16 protein-coding genes and 1 pseudogene are annotated in these 18,787 nt (G+C 69.8%); 8 read left to right on the forward strand and 9 right to left on the reverse strand.

Annotated elements, in window-relative coordinates; genetic code table 11:
- Nucleotides 1-159 precede the first annotated feature (159 nt).
- The 3 genes from ACFXN1_RS19685 (at nt 160) to ACFXN1_RS19695 (ending at nt 3,239) form a co-directional block, all read left to right on the forward strand.
- Nucleotides 160-939 carry a M50 family metallopeptidase gene (locus ACFXN1_RS19685; protein WP_379439659.1) on the forward strand — a complete coding sequence of 260 codons (780 nt, stop codon included), beginning with the start codon at nt 160-162 and terminating at the stop codon, nt 937-939.
- 169 nt (nt 940-1,108) lie between these two features.
- Nucleotides 1,109-1,918, forward strand: coding sequence for an SAM-dependent methyltransferase (locus ACFXN1_RS19690; RefSeq protein ID WP_379401389.1), 810 nt, complete (start codon nt 1,109-1,111; stop codon nt 1,916-1,918).
- Nucleotides 1,919-1,952: 34 nt separating this feature from the next.
- Nucleotides 1,953-3,239, forward strand: coding sequence for a diguanylate cyclase domain-containing protein (locus ACFXN1_RS19695; RefSeq protein ID WP_379401388.1), 1,287 nt, complete (start codon nt 1,953-1,955; stop codon nt 3,237-3,239).
- Here the strand turns inward: ACFXN1_RS19695 and ACFXN1_RS19700 are convergent.
- Nucleotides 3,232-4,023 carry a 3-oxo-5-alpha-steroid 4-dehydrogenase gene (locus ACFXN1_RS19700; protein ID WP_364616770.1) on the reverse strand — a complete coding sequence of 264 codons (792 nt, stop codon included), beginning with the start codon at nt 4,021-4,023 and terminating at the stop codon, nt 3,232-3,234. The two genes, ACFXN1_RS19695 and ACFXN1_RS19700, sit on opposite strands and share 8 nt — an antisense overlap.
- Nucleotides 4,024-4,147: 124 nt before the next feature.
- On the opposite strand from ACFXN1_RS19700, the gene ACFXN1_RS19705 reads away from it, so the two are divergent.
- Nucleotides 4,148-5,152, forward strand: coding sequence for a hypothetical protein (locus ACFXN1_RS19705; protein ID WP_379439658.1), 1,005 nt, complete (start codon nt 4,148-4,150; stop codon nt 5,150-5,152).
- A gap of 35 nt (nt 5,153-5,187) precedes the next feature.
- On the opposite strand, the gene ACFXN1_RS19710 is transcribed toward ACFXN1_RS19705, so the two are convergent.
- Nucleotides 5,188-6,606 (reverse strand): cytochrome P450, encoded by a 1,419-nt coding sequence (locus ACFXN1_RS19710; RefSeq protein WP_379439657.1) that lies wholly within the window; start codon nt 6,604-6,606, stop codon nt 5,188-5,190.
- A gap of 70 nt (nt 6,607-6,676) precedes the next feature.
- Between ACFXN1_RS19710 and ACFXN1_RS19715 the strand changes: the two genes are divergently transcribed.
- Nucleotides 6,677-7,324 carry a TetR/AcrR family transcriptional regulator gene (locus ACFXN1_RS19715; protein WP_379401385.1) on the forward strand — a complete coding sequence of 216 codons (648 nt, stop codon included), beginning with the start codon at nt 6,677-6,679 and terminating at the stop codon, nt 7,322-7,324.
- Between the two features lie 15 nt (nt 7,325-7,339).
- Here the strand turns inward: ACFXN1_RS19715 and ACFXN1_RS19720 are convergent, their stop codons facing one another.
- A complete protein-coding gene (locus ACFXN1_RS19720) occupies nt 7,340-8,650 on the reverse strand; it encodes a phytoene desaturase family protein (RefSeq protein WP_379439655.1) in 1,311 nt (436 codons plus the stop codon).
- 21 nt (nt 8,651-8,671) lie between these two features.
- The gene (locus tag ACFXN1_RS19725; protein WP_379439653.1) at nt 8,672-9,535 is read right to left on the reverse strand and encodes an SDR family oxidoreductase; all 864 of its coding nucleotides are present in this window, start codon (nt 9,533-9,535) and stop codon (nt 8,672-8,674) included.
- Between the two features lie 114 nt (nt 9,536-9,649).
- On the opposite strand from ACFXN1_RS19725, the gene ACFXN1_RS19730 reads away from it, so the two are divergent.
- Nucleotides 9,650-10,645 (forward strand): 1-aminocyclopropane-1-carboxylate deaminase/D-cysteine desulfhydrase, encoded by a 996-nt coding sequence (locus ACFXN1_RS19730; protein WP_379439652.1) that lies wholly within the window; start codon nt 9,650-9,652, stop codon nt 10,643-10,645.
- A gap of 24 nt (nt 10,646-10,669) precedes the next feature.
- On the opposite strand, the gene ACFXN1_RS19735 is transcribed toward ACFXN1_RS19730, so the two are convergent.
- Nucleotides 10,670-11,461: an SDR family oxidoreductase gene (locus ACFXN1_RS19735; protein ID WP_379439650.1), complete on the reverse strand. Its 792-nt coding sequence runs from the start codon at nt 11,459-11,461 to the stop codon at nt 10,670-10,672.
- Nucleotides 11,462-11,586: 125 nt separating this feature from the next.
- Between ACFXN1_RS19735 and ACFXN1_RS19740 the strand changes: the two genes are divergently transcribed.
- Complete coding sequence (locus ACFXN1_RS19740) at nt 11,587-12,498, forward strand: NAD-dependent protein deacetylase (protein WP_379439648.1); 912 nt, start codon at nt 11,587-11,589, stop codon at nt 12,496-12,498.
- Here the strand turns inward: ACFXN1_RS19740 and ACFXN1_RS19745 are convergent.
- Nucleotides 12,464-13,060: a TetR family transcriptional regulator gene (locus ACFXN1_RS19745; protein ID WP_379439647.1), complete on the reverse strand. Its 597-nt coding sequence runs from the start codon at nt 13,058-13,060 to the stop codon at nt 12,464-12,466. The two genes, ACFXN1_RS19740 and ACFXN1_RS19745, sit on opposite strands and share 35 nt — an antisense overlap.
- Before the next feature lie 104 nt (nt 13,061-13,164).
- Between ACFXN1_RS19745 and ilvD the strand changes: the two genes are divergently transcribed.
- On the forward strand, nt 13,165-15,018 hold the full coding sequence (ilvD, locus tag ACFXN1_RS19750) for a dihydroxy-acid dehydratase (RefSeq protein WP_379439645.1): 1,854 nt from the start codon (nt 13,165-13,167) through the stop codon (nt 15,016-15,018).
- An 81-nt stretch (nt 15,019-15,099) separates the two neighbouring features.
- Here ilvD and ACFXN1_RS19755 read toward each other — a convergent pair whose 3' ends face one another.
- The 3 genes and pseudogenes from ACFXN1_RS19755 to ACFXN1_RS19765 all read right to left on the reverse strand — a co-directional run.
- Nucleotides 15,100-16,323: an acetyl-CoA acetyltransferase gene (locus ACFXN1_RS19755; protein WP_379439644.1), complete on the reverse strand. Its 1,224-nt coding sequence runs from the start codon at nt 16,321-16,323 to the stop codon at nt 15,100-15,102.
- 26 nt (nt 16,324-16,349) lie between these two features.
- Nucleotides 16,350-18,074, reverse strand: a complete 1,725-nt coding sequence (locus ACFXN1_RS19760; RefSeq protein ID WP_379439642.1) for a class I adenylate-forming enzyme family protein — start codon at nt 18,072-18,074, stop codon at nt 16,350-16,352.
- A 68-nt stretch (nt 18,075-18,142) separates the two neighbouring features.
- Nucleotides 18,143-18,787, reverse strand: a pseudogene (locus tag ACFXN1_RS19765) (acetyl-CoA C-acyltransferase); the annotation flags it as partial.

The following is an 18,787-nucleotide window of genomic DNA, read 5'->3' on the forward strand; positions in this document are numbered from 1 at the left end:
CCCTCAGGGAACGAACCCTTCGGGAAACGGACCCCCCTTGTCCCCCTCTCCCTCCTCCCCCCTTCGCCCCGGCCGCCCCCCCCCGTTCCCCCCCCGGCCCCCCCGGCCGCCGGGCCGCGAGCTGTGGTCGCTCTCGGCCGGAGTCGATAGGGTGCGGCGGTGAATACAGCGGAATTCGTTCAGCGGGGCAGCACGGTCGTGGATCGGCTGTCCACCACACAGTCACCGCCGCCGTGGCAACTGGTGGTCGGGACCGGTGTGGTGGCGCTGCTGCTGGTGGCGTTCCGGCCGACGTGGCGGATTCTGCGCAATGCGGTGACCATCGCCCACGAGGGCGGGCACGCGTTCACGGCGCTGCTCACCGGGCGGCGGCTCAACGGCATCCGATTACATTCGGACACTTCCGGACTCACGGTGTCGAGCGGGAAACCCTATGGACTCGGCATGATCCTGACGACCGCGGCCGGCTACCCCGCGCCCGCGCTGCTGGGTCTGGCCTACGCGGCGCTGCTGGGCGCGCATCGCCTCACGCTCATGCTGTGGCTGACCATCGCGCTGCTGCTGGTGCTGCTGGTGAAGGTGCGCAACTGGTACGGCCTGCTGTCGATCCTGGTGACCGGCGGCGTGGTGTTCGCGGTGTCCTGGTTCGGCAGCGACACCGCCCAGGCGGCGCTGGCGTATCTGGCGGCCTGGTTCCTGCTGCTGGCGGCGGTGCGGCCGGTGATCGAGCTGCAGCGCAATCGCGCACACGAGCCGAACTCCGACGCCGACCAGCTGGCCCACCTGACCCGGATCCCGGGCCTGCTGTGGGTGCTGGCCTTCGGCGCGATCGCGCTGTGCTCACTGGCCTTCGGCGCGCGGCTACTGCTCGCGGATGTGACCGGGGTCTGCGTGCCCCCGCTCACCCACAGCACCTGCGCGGCGTCAACCGCCGGGTGAGCATTCTCCCACCTCAGGGCGAGAGTGGTATCGCTGCAAGGTTTCTGGTGAACGGGGACTAACATTCGCGTAACACCGTCCGGGTGATCCCGAACACCGGATTTGCCCGGATCTTGGCCCGCTTGCACCGCCGGCGGGGCTCGACCGCTGCGGCAAGGAGGGATTCGGGATGGAACGACCGGCGTGGGCCCCGGAGGGCGTGGACATGACTCGGCCCAGCCCCGCGCGCATGTACGACGCGCTACTGGGCGGTTCGCACAACTTCGAGGTCGACCGGCAGGCCGCCGCCGCGGGCAAGTCGCTGGTCCCCGACCTGCCGCGGCTGGCGCTGAGCAATCGGGCCTTCCTGCGGCGCGCGGTGCGCTTCCTGGTGGATTCGGGTGTGCGGCAGTTCCTCGACATCGGTTCCGGCATTCCGACAGCGGGCAATGTGCACGAGGTGGCGCATGCCATCGATCCGGAGTGCCGGGTGCTCTACGTCGATATCGATCCGGTGGCCGTGGCCCACTCCCGCGCCATCCTGCGTGGCAATGACCGGGCCGCCGCCATCGAGGCCGACCTACGCGAGCCCGCGGCGCTGCTGGAGCAGGCGCGGGGCACCGGCATCATCGACTTCGACCAACCTGTCGGCATCCTTCTCATTGCGGTCCTGCACCTGATGAGCGACGACTACGCCCCCATCGACAAGGTCAACGCACTCCACGACGCCGTGCCCGTCGGCAGCTACGTCGCGATTTCGCATCTCACCTCGGCCACGCGCCCCGACGACGCGGCGAAGCTGGTGGAGAACTCGCACAATGTCAGCAAGATAGGACTGCAGTTCCGCAGCCGCGACGAGATCGCCGCGCTGTTCGGCAAGTGGGAGCCGGTCGAGCCCGGTGTGGTGGAATTGCCGCTGTGGCGGCCGGAATCCGACCGTGACCAGCATGAGGCGCCGGGCCGTTCGCTAGGACTGGCGGGTGTGGGCCGCAAGGCCTGAGTGGTTCGGACGAGTCAGGGGCAGGGGGTCACCGGTGGCAGCACACGAGTTGGCGGTCCGATGGGCCGACGCTCTCGATGGCGCGGTCGCGCCGACGCTCACCCGGGCCCAGGTGGAGGATCTGCTCGACGGTTTCGGTGACCGCCTGATCGCGGCCGTGCGCGGCACCGGGGACGTGTCGGTGGCGCGGGAGGCGGCGGTCGCCCTGGTGGCCGCCAACTACCGCGACCCGCTGGCCGTGCACCGCTCGGTGCTGGTGCTGTGCAAGGACCTGGTGACCGACGCCTGCCCCGACCCCGGCTGCGCGGACTACGGGCCGGTCCGCGATCGCGCCATCGAGCTGGCCGCGGAATTCGCCGCCGAATTCACCGCCGGGCTGCGCAATGTGGCACTGGCCGAACAGGAGACGACACTCGGCGCCGCCCTCACCGCGGTCCAGGAGGCCGAGGCGCGCCGGCAGCTGTCGGAGGCGCGGTTCCAGGCCATCTTCGAGGGGGCGTCGGTGGGCATCGGCACCGTCGATGCCGCCACCGGCAAGGTGGTCGACGTCAACAACGCCTTCGCCGAGACCCTGGGCGTCCCCGCCGAGTCCATGCCCGGCCGTACCGTGGCCGACATTCTCGGCCCCGAGAACATCGGTGAGGCGTTCTCCCTGTTCCAGCGCCTGCTCTCCGGTGAGATCGACCGCTTCCGCTTCGAGACCCGGCACACCAAGCCGGACGGTACGCACACCACCATCGACCTGTCCATGACGGTGGTCCGCGACAGCGACGGTAAGCCGCGCTTCCTGATCGGCGTCACCGTCGACGTCACCGACCGCAAGCAGCTCGCCGATCAGCTCTGGTACGACGCCCACCACGATTCGCTCACCGGCTTGCCCAACCGCCTGCTGTTCTTCGACCGTCTCGCCGCGGCCACCGGCCAGGTCGGGGTCTGCTACCTGGATCTGGACGGCTTCAAGGAGATCAACGACCGCCGCGGCCACACCGCCGGCGACCGGGTGCTGTGCGAGGTGGGCCAGCGGCTGCGCCGGGCCCTGCCGCCGAACGGGGTGGCGGCGCGGCTGGGCGGTGACGAGTTCATCGTCCTGGTCGAAAACTGCTCAGGTCAGGACGAATTGGACACCGTCGCGGACGGCCTGCTGGCCGCGCTGCGCGATCCGTTCGACGTGGCGGGGCTGCTGGTGCAGGTGGGCGCGAGCATCGGCACCGCACTGGTGGACACCGACTCCACCGCCATCGACGAGCTCATGCACGCCGTGGACGTCGCCATGTACCGCGACAAGGCGCTGCGCCACGGCGCGCTCGGCGACCCTAGATAACGAACGGCACCAGCGCTTTTCGCTCCGCCGGGTAGTCCTCGAACTTCTCCCGGTACCAGGTGTGGGTGGCGAAGGCGCGCGGCACCAGATTGCCGAAGGTGATCAGGAAGATGACCACGCCGGGCAGCGCCCAGGTGAGAATGGCGAATCCGGCCCAGGCGACCAGTTCGCCGAGATAGGTGGGGCTGGTGACGAATCGGAATCCCAGACCGTACGGGATCTTGTATTCCGTTGCCCCCGGGTTGTTCTTGTCGCGGAGATTCCGGACGATCCCCTCCGAGCTCACCAGCAGCGCGAAACCGCAGAGGTAGACGATCAGCCCGATGATGAAGCGCGGGTCGGTCAGCCAGTCCGTGCCGTACTGCCCGAGATAATCGTGGCTGAAGAGCGCACCATTGAGGTAGCCGTGCAGCGCGGTCACGAACATGCCCATGCCGAGCACGGAAACATTGAAACTGCTGGTCTTGCCGGGCACTTGGCGAATGGAGAGGGGGAAGAACCAGCCGCGGTTGCCGTAGTGCAGAATCCAGATGGCCGCCAGCACCAGGGAAGTCGGCTCGAAGCGGCGCGGACCGCTGAGGTACGCGACGGCGAAGACCACGGTGGCCGGAATCTCCATCAACCACCAGCCGAGCTTCGGATTGAGATTGAGTCCGAGTTTGGCGGTGGCGAAGCGGCCGTAGGGGCTCTGCCCGAAGAGGCCGCCGATCAGCACGAAAGCTGCGAACGCGAAAGCGATCGTGAGCACGGTGTCGTAAACGGTATTGCCGGTGTACCAGTTCATTCGCGGTCCTTCAGGTGAAAAAACTAGAACAGGTTCTACCACAGTGCACAGCCTGGCCGGTACCCACCGGGGGGCGCGAAAGGTGGCCGGGGGGTAGTTTGGCGAGAACCCGGAGGGAGGCAAGGTGGGTTCGCAGGGATGGGATGTGCTGCTCGAATGGATGCCGTTTTTTCTCGAGGAGGACGAGGACGCCGACGAGTCCGGACTCGGATGGAATCCACGCTTCGTTCAGGTTCGTGACGAACTCACCGGCCGCCGTGTGCATTTCGCGCAGCAGGGCACCGAGATCGAGGTGCTGATCGCCGTCCCCGACGACGCCGCCGAGGCCGAAGCGCTGCTGACCGTGCTGCGCGCCCAGCCCGACGGCACCTGGGATCCGGTGCCACTGCCCTCGGAATCCGATGCCACCGCACCGGATCCGCAGTGGCGGGCCATGCAGCGGGTGCACCAGCAGCCGCGGCTGGCACGCGAATGGAGCACCGGATGGCAGCGCGGAGAATCGGTCGATCATCGGCGCGGGGTGGCCGAATCCGTGGTGGCGGTGTTGCGCGACGGGCTCGACATGGACGGGGACCGGCTGCGTTTCGCCACCTGGAGCATGGACGCGCCCGGCAGCGGCAGCTACGGCCTGCCCGCCGACCGCCCCAGCGAGCGCGAGGCGCCGGTAGCGTGTTCGAACTGGGCCGACTTCGAGGACAGGCTGAGCTGGGCGCTGACCACGCTGCCGTGGGACGGGGTGATCAACCTCAGCACTCCGCACCCCGGACCGGACCCGTGCTTCGTCCAATTCCTGCACGGCAGGCAGCTTTTCAACGAGGCCAGCGGCTGGGATGTGGCCGGACTGGGCGCGGGCGAGTTCGACCGGCGCATGCGCGAGCTGGGCTGGAGTTTCGCCCCGCACAGCGTGCCCGGCGGGGCGGCGCTCATCTGGGAGGGGCCGCTGGCCAAGACCGGGTTCAATCCCAGCCTGGAGGGCACGCCACGGCGGACGGTGGCCACCTTCACGGAGGTGTTCACCGTCGGGCATCCGCAGGATCTGGTGTTCCGGGCGTTCCGCAACGGCCGCCGCCGCGATCCGGAATTGCGCTATCTGGATATCGAACTCGGGATTCCGCGCGACGTCCGGTGAGCCGCCATTCGGCGGTCGCCGGGGGCGGATGAGGTTCAGAGCCGGCGCAGGCGGATCGGCAGGCCGTCCGCCGGCGTCGGGCCGGTACCGGCGACCAGGGGCACCTGGTAGCCGTCCGGCACACTCCAGCGGTAGGTCAGCAGCATGCGGTGCATGGTGGCCTTGACGGTCATGCCGCCGAAGTACCGGCCGATGCACTTGTGCGCGCCGCCGCCGAAGGGCGGCCAGGCGAAGCGGTGCGACTTGTCCTCGGCGCGTGCGGGATCGAAGCGTTCCGGATCGAACACGTCCGGGTCGTGCCAGTACTCCTCGCTGCGCATCATCGAGTACGAGCCGACCATGACCAGCGCGCCCTTGGGGATGAAGTACCCGGCGATCTCGGTGTCCTCCAGCGCTTCTCGCACCATCTGGCCGACCGGGGCGTACATGCGCAGGGTTTCGCGGAAGGCCATCTCCAGGGCGGGCAGCCGGTCCAGGTCGGCGTAGTCGAGGGTGGGTTTGCCCAGCGCCTCCGATTCCTCGCGCAGCCGCTGCTGCCATTCCGGGTGCCGGGCCAGCTCGTAGGCCAGCATGGAAATGGCCAGGGTGCTGGTGTCGTGGGCGGCCATCATGACGAAGATCATGTGGTCGACGATGTCGGCGTCGGTGAAGGATTCGCCGTCCTCGGTCTCGGCGTGGCAGAGGACGCTGAACAGGTCCTCGCCGTCGCCGGCGCGCTTGGCGGGCAGTTCCCGGCGGAAGTAGTCCTCGAGCAGCCGGCGGCCGCGCAGGCCCCGATTCCACACGCCGCCGGGCATATTGGTGCGGATGATGGCCTTGCCGCCGTGCACGGCGTCCTCGAAGGCCCGGGACAGGCGGGTGCCCTCGGGACCGAGTTCCGCGCCCGCGAAGACCACGGTGGCCTGTTCCAGCAGCATGCGCTTGACGTGGTCGTAGAGCGGGAAATCGGGGGCGGGCTGCCAGGAGTCGACGCCGCGCACGATGCGCGGGGTGGTGAGGTTGAGGTAGCCGATGAGCCGCGGGCGGGTGAAGGCCTGCTGCAGGATACGGCGGTGGTAGGCGTGATCGTCGAAGTCGCGCAGCAAGATTCCGCCGCGGAAGAACGGGCCGATGAGGAATTCCCAGCCCTGTTGCGCGGAGAGGACGTGCTTGCGGTCCAGCAGCACCTCCTCCACGGCGGCCGGGCTGCCGATGCCCACCACCTGCCGCCCGAAGACGCCCATCCACTGCACAGGGCCGTAGCGGCGCATCCGGTCGCGGCCGAAGGTGAGGGGGTCGGCGAGGGTGCTCACCACGTGGCCGATGCCGGGCGGGCCGTAGTCACCCATCACCGGCTCGAGCCCGCTGCCCGGCGGCGGTGTCGCGAGTGCCCGCGGCACGCTGGGATAGCGCTCCAGCACCCCGGCGGCGCGGCACTGAATTCGATGGTTCACCACGGCTTTTCGCACAGCCATGCCTCAACGGTAGCGGAAACGATAGTTTCCGTAAACAGTCGTTTCCCGATTTCTGTGCCAAGCTGTCAGGGTGACGCGAGCTTTCAACGGGACCTATCGCGGCACCACGACCGACGAGCGTCGGGAGCAGCGCCGGCGACGGCTGCTGGACGCGGCCCTCGAGATCGTCGGCACGCAGGGGCTGCCCGCGCTCACCGTGCGCGGGGTGTGCGAGCAGGCGAAGGTGGGGCCGCGCTTCTTCTACGAATCCTTCACCGGTCTGGACGCGCTGGCCTCCGCGCTACTGGACGAGGTGCAGGGCGCGGCCCTCGAGCAGGCTCGCACGGCCATGACCGAGACCCCCGGCGGGCCCGAGGAGAAGCTGCGGGCCGGGGTGGCGGCGCTCATCATCACGGTGACCGACGATCCGCGCCGGGCGAACATCGCCTTCGCGCAGGCCTACGGCAGCGAGATGCTCATGCGCCGCCGCTTCGAGGGCATGCGCCGGGTGGCGCAGCTGCTCATCGAGCAGACGCGGGTGCTGCTCGACATCCCCGAGGGCGACGACACCGCCCTGACCGCACTGGCCCAGCTGATCACCGGCGGCGCGGCCGAGCTGATCCTGGTGTGGCTCGACGGCGGCCTGAAGGTGGAGCGGCCCGTGCTGATCGGGATCGTCGCGGATTACGTTGTGGCCATGGTGGACCGGCTCCCCGGAATCACCGAGAAGCTCGGCTGAGCGGGTCCGGCGAACTCAGGACGCGCGGCGTCCGATGCCGCTGGCGATGATCTCGTCGACGACGATCTTCGCGGTCTCCGTGCAGGCGGTGATGCCGCCGTTGGCGTACTCCTTGACCGCGTCGCCGACGTTCCAGAGATTCGCGATCGGGGTGTCGTGGGGTAGGTCGTAGCCGGCGACCGTGCGCTGGGGTGGCCAGTCGTCGCGGGTGACGGCGATGGACAGGATGCGGGCCGTGTCGAAGCCCGGGATCTCCTCGCGCAGATCCTGGAGCACGAGCGCGGTTTCGGCCTCGGAGTCGAAGTCGCCCACCGACGGCTTGGGCACCCCGGTGCCGACGTAGAGGTGCCAGCCCTCGGGGGCCATCTCCGGGCAGGTGGCGGTGAAGTTGGCGACGTAGCACAGCCGCCTGGTGCGGGCGAAGCTGAGCAGGCCGGGCGCGTCGATGAGCGGTTCCCGGCTGGCGAAGTTGACCGAGATCATGGCGCACGGCAGATCGCGTTGCAGCACCGAGCCGACATAGTCGGACGGAAAGTGTTCGGGGCCAACGAGATCCAGTGTGGCCGACGGCCCGATGTCGCTGACCGCGAAAGCGCAGGAGACATCGGAGGTTTCACCCTCGTGCCGGATGCGTGCCCCGACGACGCGATCGTCCTCGACGAGCAGCTGCTGCACCTCGCTGCCCAGACGCACCTGTCCCCCATTGCGTTCCACCACCTCTGCCAGGGCCTTCCAGATGCCGATGGTGCCCTCCGGGCAGAAGCCGAGCTTCTTGAACGCCGACGGGCGGGTGAAGTAGGTGAGGAACACGCGCGCGGGGAGCTCCTCCGAGCCGACGGCGAAGATCGAGCCGCACATATTGCGGAAGATGCCTTGCACCGCATCGTTTTTGGTGTACCGCCGCACCCAGTCGGCGGTGGACAGTTCCCGGTCGGGCAGCCCGCCGTCGGTGCGGGCCGCGCCGATTCCGGTGAGCAGCTTGGCCCCCTGGCGGGTCAGCTGGGAGATGAGCAGCCCCCAGCCGCCGCTGGTGACATCCACGTCACGGCCGTTGATGCGGTACAGGATCGGCGGATCCGCCGGGCGCACTTCGAATTTCGCGCCCACCTCCTCGAAGGTCCGTTCGGTGATGCCGCCGAGTTCGACGACCACCGCGCCGGTGTTGACGATGAAACGGTCGAGTTCGGTGGTGGAGGCTCGTCCGCCGATCCGATCCAGGCGTTCGACCACCAGGGTGCGGTAGCCGTGGTGCGAGAGCCGGGCGGCCGCGCACAGCCCGCCCGCTCCGGCTCCGACAACCAGTGCGTCCCACGTGTTCTCGCTCATGGCGAGGCTCCTCGAGCAGGCTCAGCCCGCTGGGTTCACCCCGGGCCGAGCGTCGGACATATCGGTAATACGGCTCCAATTCTCCCGCACCTGGTCCATCGTCGGGACCTCACTGAAGAACACGGGCTGGTTGGCGAACAGCTGGGTCCGGTGCACCGAGCCGCCGCCGACCACCAGCACCATGCCGGAGTCGGTGCAGTCCTCGCTCATCAGGTGACCGACGATGGGGGCGACCTGGGCAGGCGGCAGCTTCTCGAGCATCTCGGCCGAGGCGATGTCGGCGGTCATACGGGTGGCGGCGATGGGCGCGACGGCATTGACGCCGATGTCGTATTTGCGGCCCTCGATGGCGAGGGTGTTCATCATGCCGACCATGCCGAGTTTGGCTGCGCCGTAATTGGCCTGGCCGAAGTTGCCGTACAGGCCGGAGGTGGAGGTGGCCATGACGACGCGGCCGAAACCCTGCTCGCGGAAGTGCGGCCAGGCGGCGTGGGTGACGTAGAACGAGCCGAACAGGTGCACGCGCTGCACGGCCTCGAAGGCCTCGGGGGTCATCTTCACGAAGCTCATGTCGCGCAGGATGCCGGCGTTGTTGACCACGCCGTGCACCGCACCGAAGCTGTCGATCGCGGATTGGACCAGCGCCTTCGCACCCTCTTCGGTGGCGACGCTGTCGTAGTTGGCGACGGCGGTGCCGCCGGCCGCGCGGATCTCCTCGACGACGGCGTCGGCCATATTGTGCCCGGATCCGGAGCCGTCGCGTGCACCGCCGAGGTCGTTGACGACGACCAGCGCGCCCTCGCGGGCGAGCAACAATGCGTACTCCCGGCCCAGTCCGCCACCGGCTCCGGTGACAATGACGACGCGATCGGTTACACCAGGCATGAAATCTCCTTGCCGAAGTTAATGACAGTTCGGAACGTAGCAGGAGCGAATTCGGCACCCGTGTGCTGCCCGCCACACTCGTCGAAAAACTGGACAGTCGATAGGGTTGGCGTGATGACCCCGCACCTGCACCGCCGCTACCCCGAGCTCCAGCGGACCCTGCCCCACGTGAGGCTGGGGACCGGCCCGACGCCGGTGCGGAGACTGGAGGCGCTCGACACGGCGGGCGCGGACATCTGGCTCAAGGACGACAGCGCTTTCGGTGACGGCGGCTGGGGCGGCAACAAGGTCCGCAAGCTGGAATGGCTGCTGCCCGACGCACTGCGCCGGCGGCGGACCACCATCGTGACGGTGGGCGGACTGGGCACCAACTGGGGGCTGGCGACCGCGCTGTACGGACGCGAACACGGGCTGAAAACCGTTCTGGCGCTGGTGGATCAACCGGTCGACGAGCATGTGCGGGCGCAACTCGAGCGATTGCGGGCCTCGGGAGCCGAGCTGCACTTCACCCACACCAAGGTGCGCACGATCCTGAGTGCTCCGTATCTGCTGGCCCGGCATTTCACTGGCCTGCGACCGCCCTACTTCCTGCCCGCGGGCGGGTCGTCGCCGGTGGGCGCGCTCGGATATGTCGAGGCCGCACTGGAATTGGCGGATCAGGTGCGCACCGGGGAGCTCCCGGAGCCGGGCCACATCGTGATCCCGGTCGGGTCGGGCGGAACGGCGGCGGGGCTGTCGCTCGGCTTGCGGCTGGCCGGATTGCGCACGCGGGTGGTGGGTGTGGTCGTGAACGACACGCTGCGCCTCGACGAACCGGCGCTCGCCAAGCTGGCGGGCCGTGCCGAGCGGCTGCTGCGGGCCCGCGGCGCGCGGTTGCCCGAGAACCTGTCCCCCACCGGCAATCTGGACATCGTCACCGATTACCTCGGTCCGGGATACGGCTATCCGATGCCGGAAGCAGCTACGGCACAGGCGCTTTCGGAGGATCGAGAGCACATGCGGCTGGAGCCGGTCTACACCGCGAAGGCCATGGCCGCGCTGCTGGACATGAACGCGCACGGCCGGTTCGACGGTCCGGTGGTGTACCTCAACACCAACGGACCGCGCTGACACCGGTTTCCGCATGTCGTCCGCTCACGCGGCCGCGAGCTTGGCGGCCAGGAATTCCTCCCAGGTCCGGCCGCCGACGGCGTGCTCCGGGGTGAGGTTGCCGCCCGCCGCGTAGGCGCGGGCCGCCTTGCCCGGGGCCTTCATGGTGAAGACCGGGCGGTGGCGGCCGGTGGCCTCCAGGTAGCTGCGCTCGAGCTCCTTCATGGTGTAGACGCGCGGGCCGCCGATCTCGTCGACCAGGCCCGCGGGCTCACCCAGGGTCAGTTCCACCAATCGCGCTGCCACCTCGGCGGTTTCGATGGGCTGGAAGCGGAAGTCGAAGACCGGCACCAGCGGCATCCTGCCCAGCGCCGAGACCATGGTGAAGAGCAGGTCGTGGAACTGGGTAGCGCGCAGGGTGGTCCACGGCAGGCCCGAATTCTCCACCACCAGTTCGGCTTCCCGCTTCGATGCCATGTAGGCCATGGTCTGGCGGTCGATGGCGCTCTCCACCGGGATCCGGTCCGCGCCGACCACCGAGATGTAGATCAGGTGCGGGAACACGCCCGCGGCCTGGATGGCCTCGACCAGGGTGCGCGCCTTCTCTCCGTCGCCCTTGGTGGTGCCCGCCAGATGCAGGACGGTATCGACGCCGGCGACCGCCTCGGCAATGCCCGCGCCGGTCTGCAGGTCGCCGGCCACGTACTCGATGCCGTCCTGCGCCGCCCGCGCGGTGCGGCTCAGCACGCGCAGGTGCACGCCGGCCTCCCGCAGCAGCGGGGTGACCAGGCTGCCCAGGGTGCCGGTGCCGCCGGTGACCAGAACCGTCTTCGCCATGATGACCATCTCCTTCGTCTCGCGCCGCCGGTGGGGTGGCGTCCTGCCAAGGTGACGACGCAGGGCCGGCGGATGTGACACGACGTGACCGGCGGCACACGACGGAGGCGTCGTAGGCTGGCCGCATGCCCGATTCCGGTTCCGCGCAGCAGCGCGATCGCCTGCTGGACCTGGTCTCCGGGCGCCGGGTCGCGGTGCTCACCGGTGCGGGCATCTCCACCGACAGCGGCATCCCCGACTACCGCAGCCCCGGCGCACCGCCCCGGACACCGATGACGTATCAGCAGTTCGTCGGCGATCCCGTTTTCCGCCAACGCTATTGGGCCCGCAATCATGTGGGCTGGCGGCGGATGGACGCGGCGCGGCCGAATCCGTCGCATCGCGCGCTGGCCCGCCTGGAACGGGCGGGCCTCGTCACCGGGTTGCTCACCCAGAACGTGGATCTGCTGCACACCAAGGCCGGTCATCGCCGGGTGATCGACCTGCACGGCGTCTACGCCCGGGTCCGCTGCCTCACCTGCGACGCGCTCACCTCCCGCATGGCATTGGCCGAGCGGCTCGAGGCCGCCAATCCCGGCTTCGCCGAATCGGTTCCCCTCGACGGTCTCGAGGTCGCGCCCGACGCCGACGCGGTCGTGGCCGATACCAGTTCATTCCGGATGGTCGACTGCCTGCACTGCGGCGGCCTCCTCAAACCGGACATCGTCTACTTCGGGGAGTCCGTCCCGAAGCCCCGCGTCGCCGCCGCCTTCGACCTGGTCGATGCTGCCGACGTCCTGCTGGTCGTCGGCTCCTCGCTGACGGTCATGTCGGGCCTGCGCTTCGCCCGCCGCACCGCCAAGTCGGGACGTCCGGTCGTCATCGTCAACCGCGGCCGCACCCGCGCCCACGATCTCGCCGCTCTCACCCTCGACACCGGCTGCGCGCCGGTCCTCACCGCCCTCGCGGATGCGCTCGCGCCCGGCGAGGCCGGAGCCGAAAGAGAATTGGCGCGGCGCGGCGCTAGTCCCGTACCTCGAGTCGGCGCACCAGGGTGACGAGGGCTGCCCGCAGGGCGTCGGGATTATCGGTGTCCGCGCCCAGGATCATCCGGACCACCTGCGGGGCAGCGAACCACCAGGCGGCCAGGGCCGCGACCGCGTACAGCAGGTAGCCCGGCGCGACGTCGCCGGGGAGGGTCCCGGCCCGCTGTGCGGCCGCCAGCGCGGCGACCTTGTCCGCGTAGTGCGAGGCGCGGGCGGACTCGCCCGGCAGCTGACCGTCCTGCGGCTGCAGCCCTTCCCAGTACATGAGGCGCAGGAACTGCGGGTGGGTGCGGTGGAAGTCGAAGACGTGCCCGGCGTACTCGGCCAGGTCACCGGCCCTGTCGGCGGTCAGCGGGCTGGCGGCGGCGAGCTGCTCCAGCTGATCGGTGAGCACGGCCTCGAACAGGCCGCGCTTGTCGCCGAAGTACTGGTAGATGCGTTCCTTGTTGATCCCGGCGCGGGCCGCGATGGCGTTCACCCGGGCACCGTCGGGTCCGCGTTCGGCGAACTCGAGTACCGCCGCCTCGAGCAGCAGCCGTCTGGTCCTCTCGGTATCCCACGCCATGGCATCCATCCAACCATCTCCAACCACACGGTTGCGGTTGGGCCCGCAATCATGGCAAACTCCAACCACACGGTTGCAACCATCTGGTTGCAGATTGAGGAGGAGGTGGCATCGTGCCCGAGTTGCGCTCCCGCACGGTCACGCACGGACGGAACATGGCCGGGGCCCGCGCCCTCATGCGGGCCAGCGGCGTGCCCTCGGCGGATATCGGCCGCAAGCCCGTCATCGCGGTCGCGAACAGCTTCACGGAATTCGTGCCGGGCCACACCCACCTCCAGCCGGTCGGCCGCATGGTCTCCGAGGCGGTGCGGGCGGCGGGCGGTATCGCGCGGGAGTTCAACACCATCGCGGTCGATGACGGAATCGCCATGGGGCACAGCGGCATGCTGTACTCGCTGCCGTCCCGGGACCTGATCGCGGATTCGATCGAGTACATGGTGAACGCGCACTGCGCCGACGCGCTGGTGTGCATCTCCAACTGCGACAAGATCACTCCGGGCATGCTCATGGCGGCCCTGCGACTGAACATCCCGACGGTGTTCGTCTCCGGCGGACCGATGGAGGGCGGCACCGCGGTCCTGGTCGACGGCACGGTGCGCAGCCGGCTCGACCTCATCGTCACCATGGCCGAGGCGGTCTCGCCCGAGGTGTCCGACGCGGATCTGGAGCGCATCGAGGAGAACGCCTGCCCGACCTGCGGCTCGTGCGCGGGCATGTTCACCGCCAACTCCATGAACTGCCTCACCGAGGCGCTGGGCCTGGCGCTGCCGGGCAACGGCACCACGCTGGCCACCCACACCGCGCGGGCCGAGCTGTACCGGGCGGCGGGACGAACGATCATGGACCTGGCGCGCCGCTACTACGACGAGGACGATGCCTCGGTCCTGCCCCGGAATATCGCCTCCCACAAGGCCTTCGACAATGCGATGGCCCTGGACCTGGCCATGGGCGGATCCACCAACACGGTGCTGCACCTGCTCGCGGCGGCGCAGGAGGCCGGGCTGGACTACACGCTCACCGATATCGAGAAGATGTCGTTGCAGGTGCCGTGCCTGTGCAAGGTGGCGCCCAATGGCGACTATCTGATCGAGGACGTGCACCGCGCGGGCGGCATCCCGGCGCTGCTCGGCGAGCTGAACCGGGCCGGACTGCTGCACCGCGATGTGCATGCGGTGCACGCGGATTCACTCGACGCGTGGCTGGCCGAGTGGGACGTGCGCGCCGAGCGCCCCTCCGCGGCGGCGCGGGAGCTGTTCCACGCCGCTCCCGGCGGCAAGCGGTCGGCCAGCGCCTCCTCCCAGTCCGAGCGCTGGCACACCCTCGATCTGGATGCCGCGGCGGGCTGTATTCGCGATGTCGCCCATGCCCATTCGCGCGACGGCGGCCTCGCGGTCTTGCGCGGCAATCTGTCTCCCGACGGAGCTGTGGTGAAGTCCGCGGGCGTGGCCGCGCACATGCACACCTTCACCGGTCCCGCTGTGGTGGTGGAGTCGCAGGAGGATGCGGTCGAGGCGATCCTGTCGGGCCGGATCAAGGCCGGTGACGTGCTGGTCATCCGCTACGAGGGTCCGCGCGGCGGGCCGGGCATGCAGGAAATGCTGTATCCGACTTCATATCTCAAGGGCCTGGGCCTGGCCCGGGAGTGCGCGCTGATCACCGACGGCCGCTTCTCGGGCGGTTCCTCCGGCTGCTCCATCGGCCACATCTCCCCAGAGGCAGCGGCGGGTGGCCCGCTGGCGCTCGTCGAGGACGGCGACACCATCACCATCGACATCCCGTCGCGCTCCCTCACCCTGCACGTCGACGACGCCGAATTGGCCGCCCGCCGCGCGGAATTGGAGGCGAACGGCGGCTACCGGCCGCGCCACCGCGAGCGTGAGATCTCGCTGGCATTGAAAACCTATGCCCTGCTGGCCACCTCGGCCGACCGGGGCGCGGTGCGCGATCCCGCCAAACTCGCCGGGTGAGAGCCGAACTCGCCGGGTGAGAGGTGACCGTGGTTCGCACGGCTCGCGCCCGGCGCGGCGGCGACTCCGGGCCGGCCCGGGTCAGCCGGCCACGGATTCGACGATGAAACTCGCGACCGTGGTGGTGCTGCCGCCGATGTTCACGGTGCCGTAGCGGGTGACGCCCGGCAGCTGGCAGTCGCCTGCCCGGCCGGTGACCTGCTGGTACGCGTCGAGAAGCATGCGGACACCGGTCGCGCCGACCGGGTGGCCGATGCCGATCAGCCCGCCGCCGGGGTTGATCGGCAGGCTGCCGCTGCGGGTGATGTCGCCGGATTCCACGGCCTTCCAGCTCTCGCCGGGCGCGGTGAGGCCGAGGTGGTCGATGGCCACGTACTCCGACATGGAGAAGCAGTCGTGGACCTCGAGGCCGCCGAGCTGGTGGATATCGGCCAGACCGGCGCGGGACAGCGCGTCGAGGACCGCGGTGCGCAGGTGCGGGAAGACATAGGGTTCGGCGGCGGAGGCGCGAAACTTCGCATCGAGCGAAAGGCCGACGGTGCGGTGGCCCCAGCCCGAGATCAGCGCGGTGGTGTCGGGGCGGATGGTGCTGTGCCGCTGCAGGAACCGGTCCGAGACGAGAATCACGGCCGCCGCGCCGTCGGTCATCTGGCTGCAGTCCTGGCGGCGCAGGACGCCGGCCACCGGCGGGTTGGCGGTGTCGTCGGCGGTGAAGCTCGCGTCGGTGTAGGACCAATTCCTGGTCTGGGCACGGGGATTCGAGCGGGCATTCGCGACATTGAGTGCGCTGATGGCGCGCAGGTGCGCGGGATCGAGGCCGAAGCGCCGGTCGTATTCGGCCGCGATGGCGGCGAACTGGGTCGGCCACACCAGGTCGGTGTTCTGCGTCTCGTGGCCCGCCCAGGCCGCCGCGCCCATATAGGCGGCCGCCTGCCCGCCCGGGACAGTCTTCTCCAGCTCGGCGCCGATCACCAGTGCGCAGTCGTAGCGGCCGGATTCGAGATCGGCCATGGCGGCGAGAGCGGCCATGCTGCCGGAGGCGCAGGCGGCCTCGTGGCGGGCGGCCGGAATGCCCCACAGCTCCGGATGGATGGTGGCGGGCATGCCGCCGAGCTGGCCCTGGCCGGTGAACAATTGGCCGAAGGCATTGCCGACGTGGATCACCTCGATCGCGGTGGCGTCGAGGCGGACGGCGGCGAGCGTCTCGTCCAGGACGGCGCGGGTCAGGGCGTCGAAGCCGAGGCCGACGCGGTGCCAGTTGACGGCGAAATCGGTTTGGCCGCCGCCCAGAATGTGCACGGACACGGGGTCCTCCTGCGATCGAAGAGTGGTCAGAGCCGGGCGCGTAGTTCCCGGCGCAGCAGTTTGCCGACCGGATTGCGCGGCAGAGTATCGGTGAGCTCGAGGCGCTCGGGCAGTTTGAACGAGGCGACCTCGCGGGCCCGCAGATGCTCGACCAGGTCGGTGAGGGTCACGGTGGCGCCGGGCGCGGGAACGACGACGGCACAGCATTTTTCGCCGAGCACCGCGTCGGGGTAGCCGACCACGGCGACATCCGCGATCGCGGGATGGTCGATGAGCAGGCCCTCGATCTCGGCGGGCGCGATGTTCATGCCGCCGCGGATGATGATCTCCTTCACGCGGTCGACGAAGCGCAGGTACCGGCCGCCGTCGCCGCATCGTTCGAAAACGTCACCGCTGCACAGGTATCCCTCGTCGTCGAAGGGTTCGGCGGTGACGGTGCCGGGCAGGTAGCCGCCGAAGACGGCCGGGCCGCGCAGGCGCAGTTCGCCGCGTCCGCCGATCTCGGTGACCGTCGCCCCGGTGGTGACGTCGACCAGTTTCACCGCTGTCCGTTCCGCCAGTCTGGTGGACCAGCGCACCCCGGCCGCACCGTAATACGGCAGATGCTGGGCGCGCAGGGTGGGATCCGGCAGGTCGGCCGGTGCACCCAGCAGGCTCACTCCCTCGTTGGATCCGAAGAAGTTGATCACCTGGATACCCAGTTCCTCCTGCCAGCGGCGCACCACCGGCGGCGGCAGTGGCGCACCGCCGGAGCCGACCGTGCGCAGCGAGGACAGGTCGGCCCGGGCGCGCAGGGCGTCGTTCTGCAACAGCATGGTGAGCAGGGCGGGCGGCATGCTCGTGTGGGTGACCCGGTGCTCGGCGAGCTGGCGGAAGAACACGGGCAGATCCAGCGGATGATGCTGGACCAGATGCCCGCCCGCCAGCAGCCACGGCAGGAACGAGCCCGCGAATCCGGCCATGTTCACCATGGGAAAGGGGTTGAGCACCACCGAATCCGGGGTCATGCCGAGCCCGTCCTGGACGCCGCCCGCCACGGCGAGCCAATCGCCGTGGCAGCGCGGTATGCCCTTGGGCGCGGCCTCGGTGCCGCTGGTCCAGCAGATGGTGATGCGATCGTTGACGGTGACGGGGAGCGCACAGGTGTAGTCGCGCACCCGCTTGCGGGCAGCTGCGCCGACCGGGCCATCGAGGGCGATCGCCTGCTCCGGGACTCCCGGCCCGAAGGCGAAGACAGCGCCCTGCCCGCCGATAACGGTCAGGGCCTCGGTCGCGAGTGCCCGATCTCCCAGCGCCCCAACGGTAATGACGGCCTCGGCCTCGGTCGCCGCGACAATGCCCGACAGCTCGTGCCGCCGGAACGACGCGGGCATCGGCGTGGCCACCGCGCCCAGCCGCCACAGTGCAAGGTATGCGGCGGTCAGGGCGATCGAGTTGGGCAGTTGGATCGCGACGGTGGAGCCCTGCCGAATCCCGTTGGCCAGCAGGACCGCCGCGATATCGGTGACGTGGTCGTCGAGTTCGCGCCAGGTGAGGGTGCGCGGGTGCGCGCCGGTCAGGTCCGCCAGGTTGGCCGGGTCGGTGATGGCGGGCGCGTCGGGGGCCTCGGTGACGCGGTGGCGGAAGACGTCGGGAATCGTCTCGGGCTGCCACCAGCCGCGCTCGAGGTAGGTGCGCACGGTGTCCGCCGGATGGCAGGCGTGCACCGGGCGGGCGGGGGACGTCGTTGCGGAGGAGGAGATTTCGACCATCGGAGTTCCCTGGTGATGAATTGGTCCGGTGACGGCGCAGCTGGTCCGGTGACGGCGCGGGCCGCGGGTCAGGTCATGCGGCGCAGCACCACGGCCGAGCCGAGCCCGAGCGCGGCGGGTATGGCGACCAGCGCGTGCTCGCCGTCGCGGCGGCGCAGCTCGTCCAGCGCCTGGGCGATGAGGATCCCGCCGGTCGCGCCGAGCGGATGCCCGACCGCCACCGCACCGCCGGACGGATTCACTCGGGACGCGTCCACTCCGAGCTCACGCATGAGCACCAGCGGTGTGACGGCGAAGGATTCGTTCACCTCGATCACATCCAGCTGCGCGGGCGAGATGCCCGCCCGCTGCAGGGCCACCCGGGCCGCACTGGTCGGCGCGGTCAGCAGCGGTGAGCGGACGGCCGTCTGGGCCGTGCCCACGATCTGCGCCACCGGCGGCCGCCCGAGCATGTGCTCGGCGCGCCGATTGCCCAGCAGCAACGCCGAGGCCCCGTCGGCCAGTTGCGGCGCGGTGGCAATGGTGTGCAGCCCGGCGACGGGCCGCCGCGCCTGCGGCGTCCGGCGGGCCACCCGCTCCCAGGACGGATCGGCTCCGAACAGGGTGGGCAGCGCGGCGAAGGCCGACGCACACGCGTCCGGCCGCGCGCCCTCGTCGGCGGCGAGGAGCACGGTGCCGCCCTTGTGGGCCGGGATCACCGACGCCGATGTGGC

Source organism: Nocardia sp. NPDC059154, assembly GCF_042755705.1.
Taxonomy (GTDB): Bacteria; Actinomycetota; Actinomycetes; order Mycobacteriales; family Mycobacteriaceae; genus Nocardia.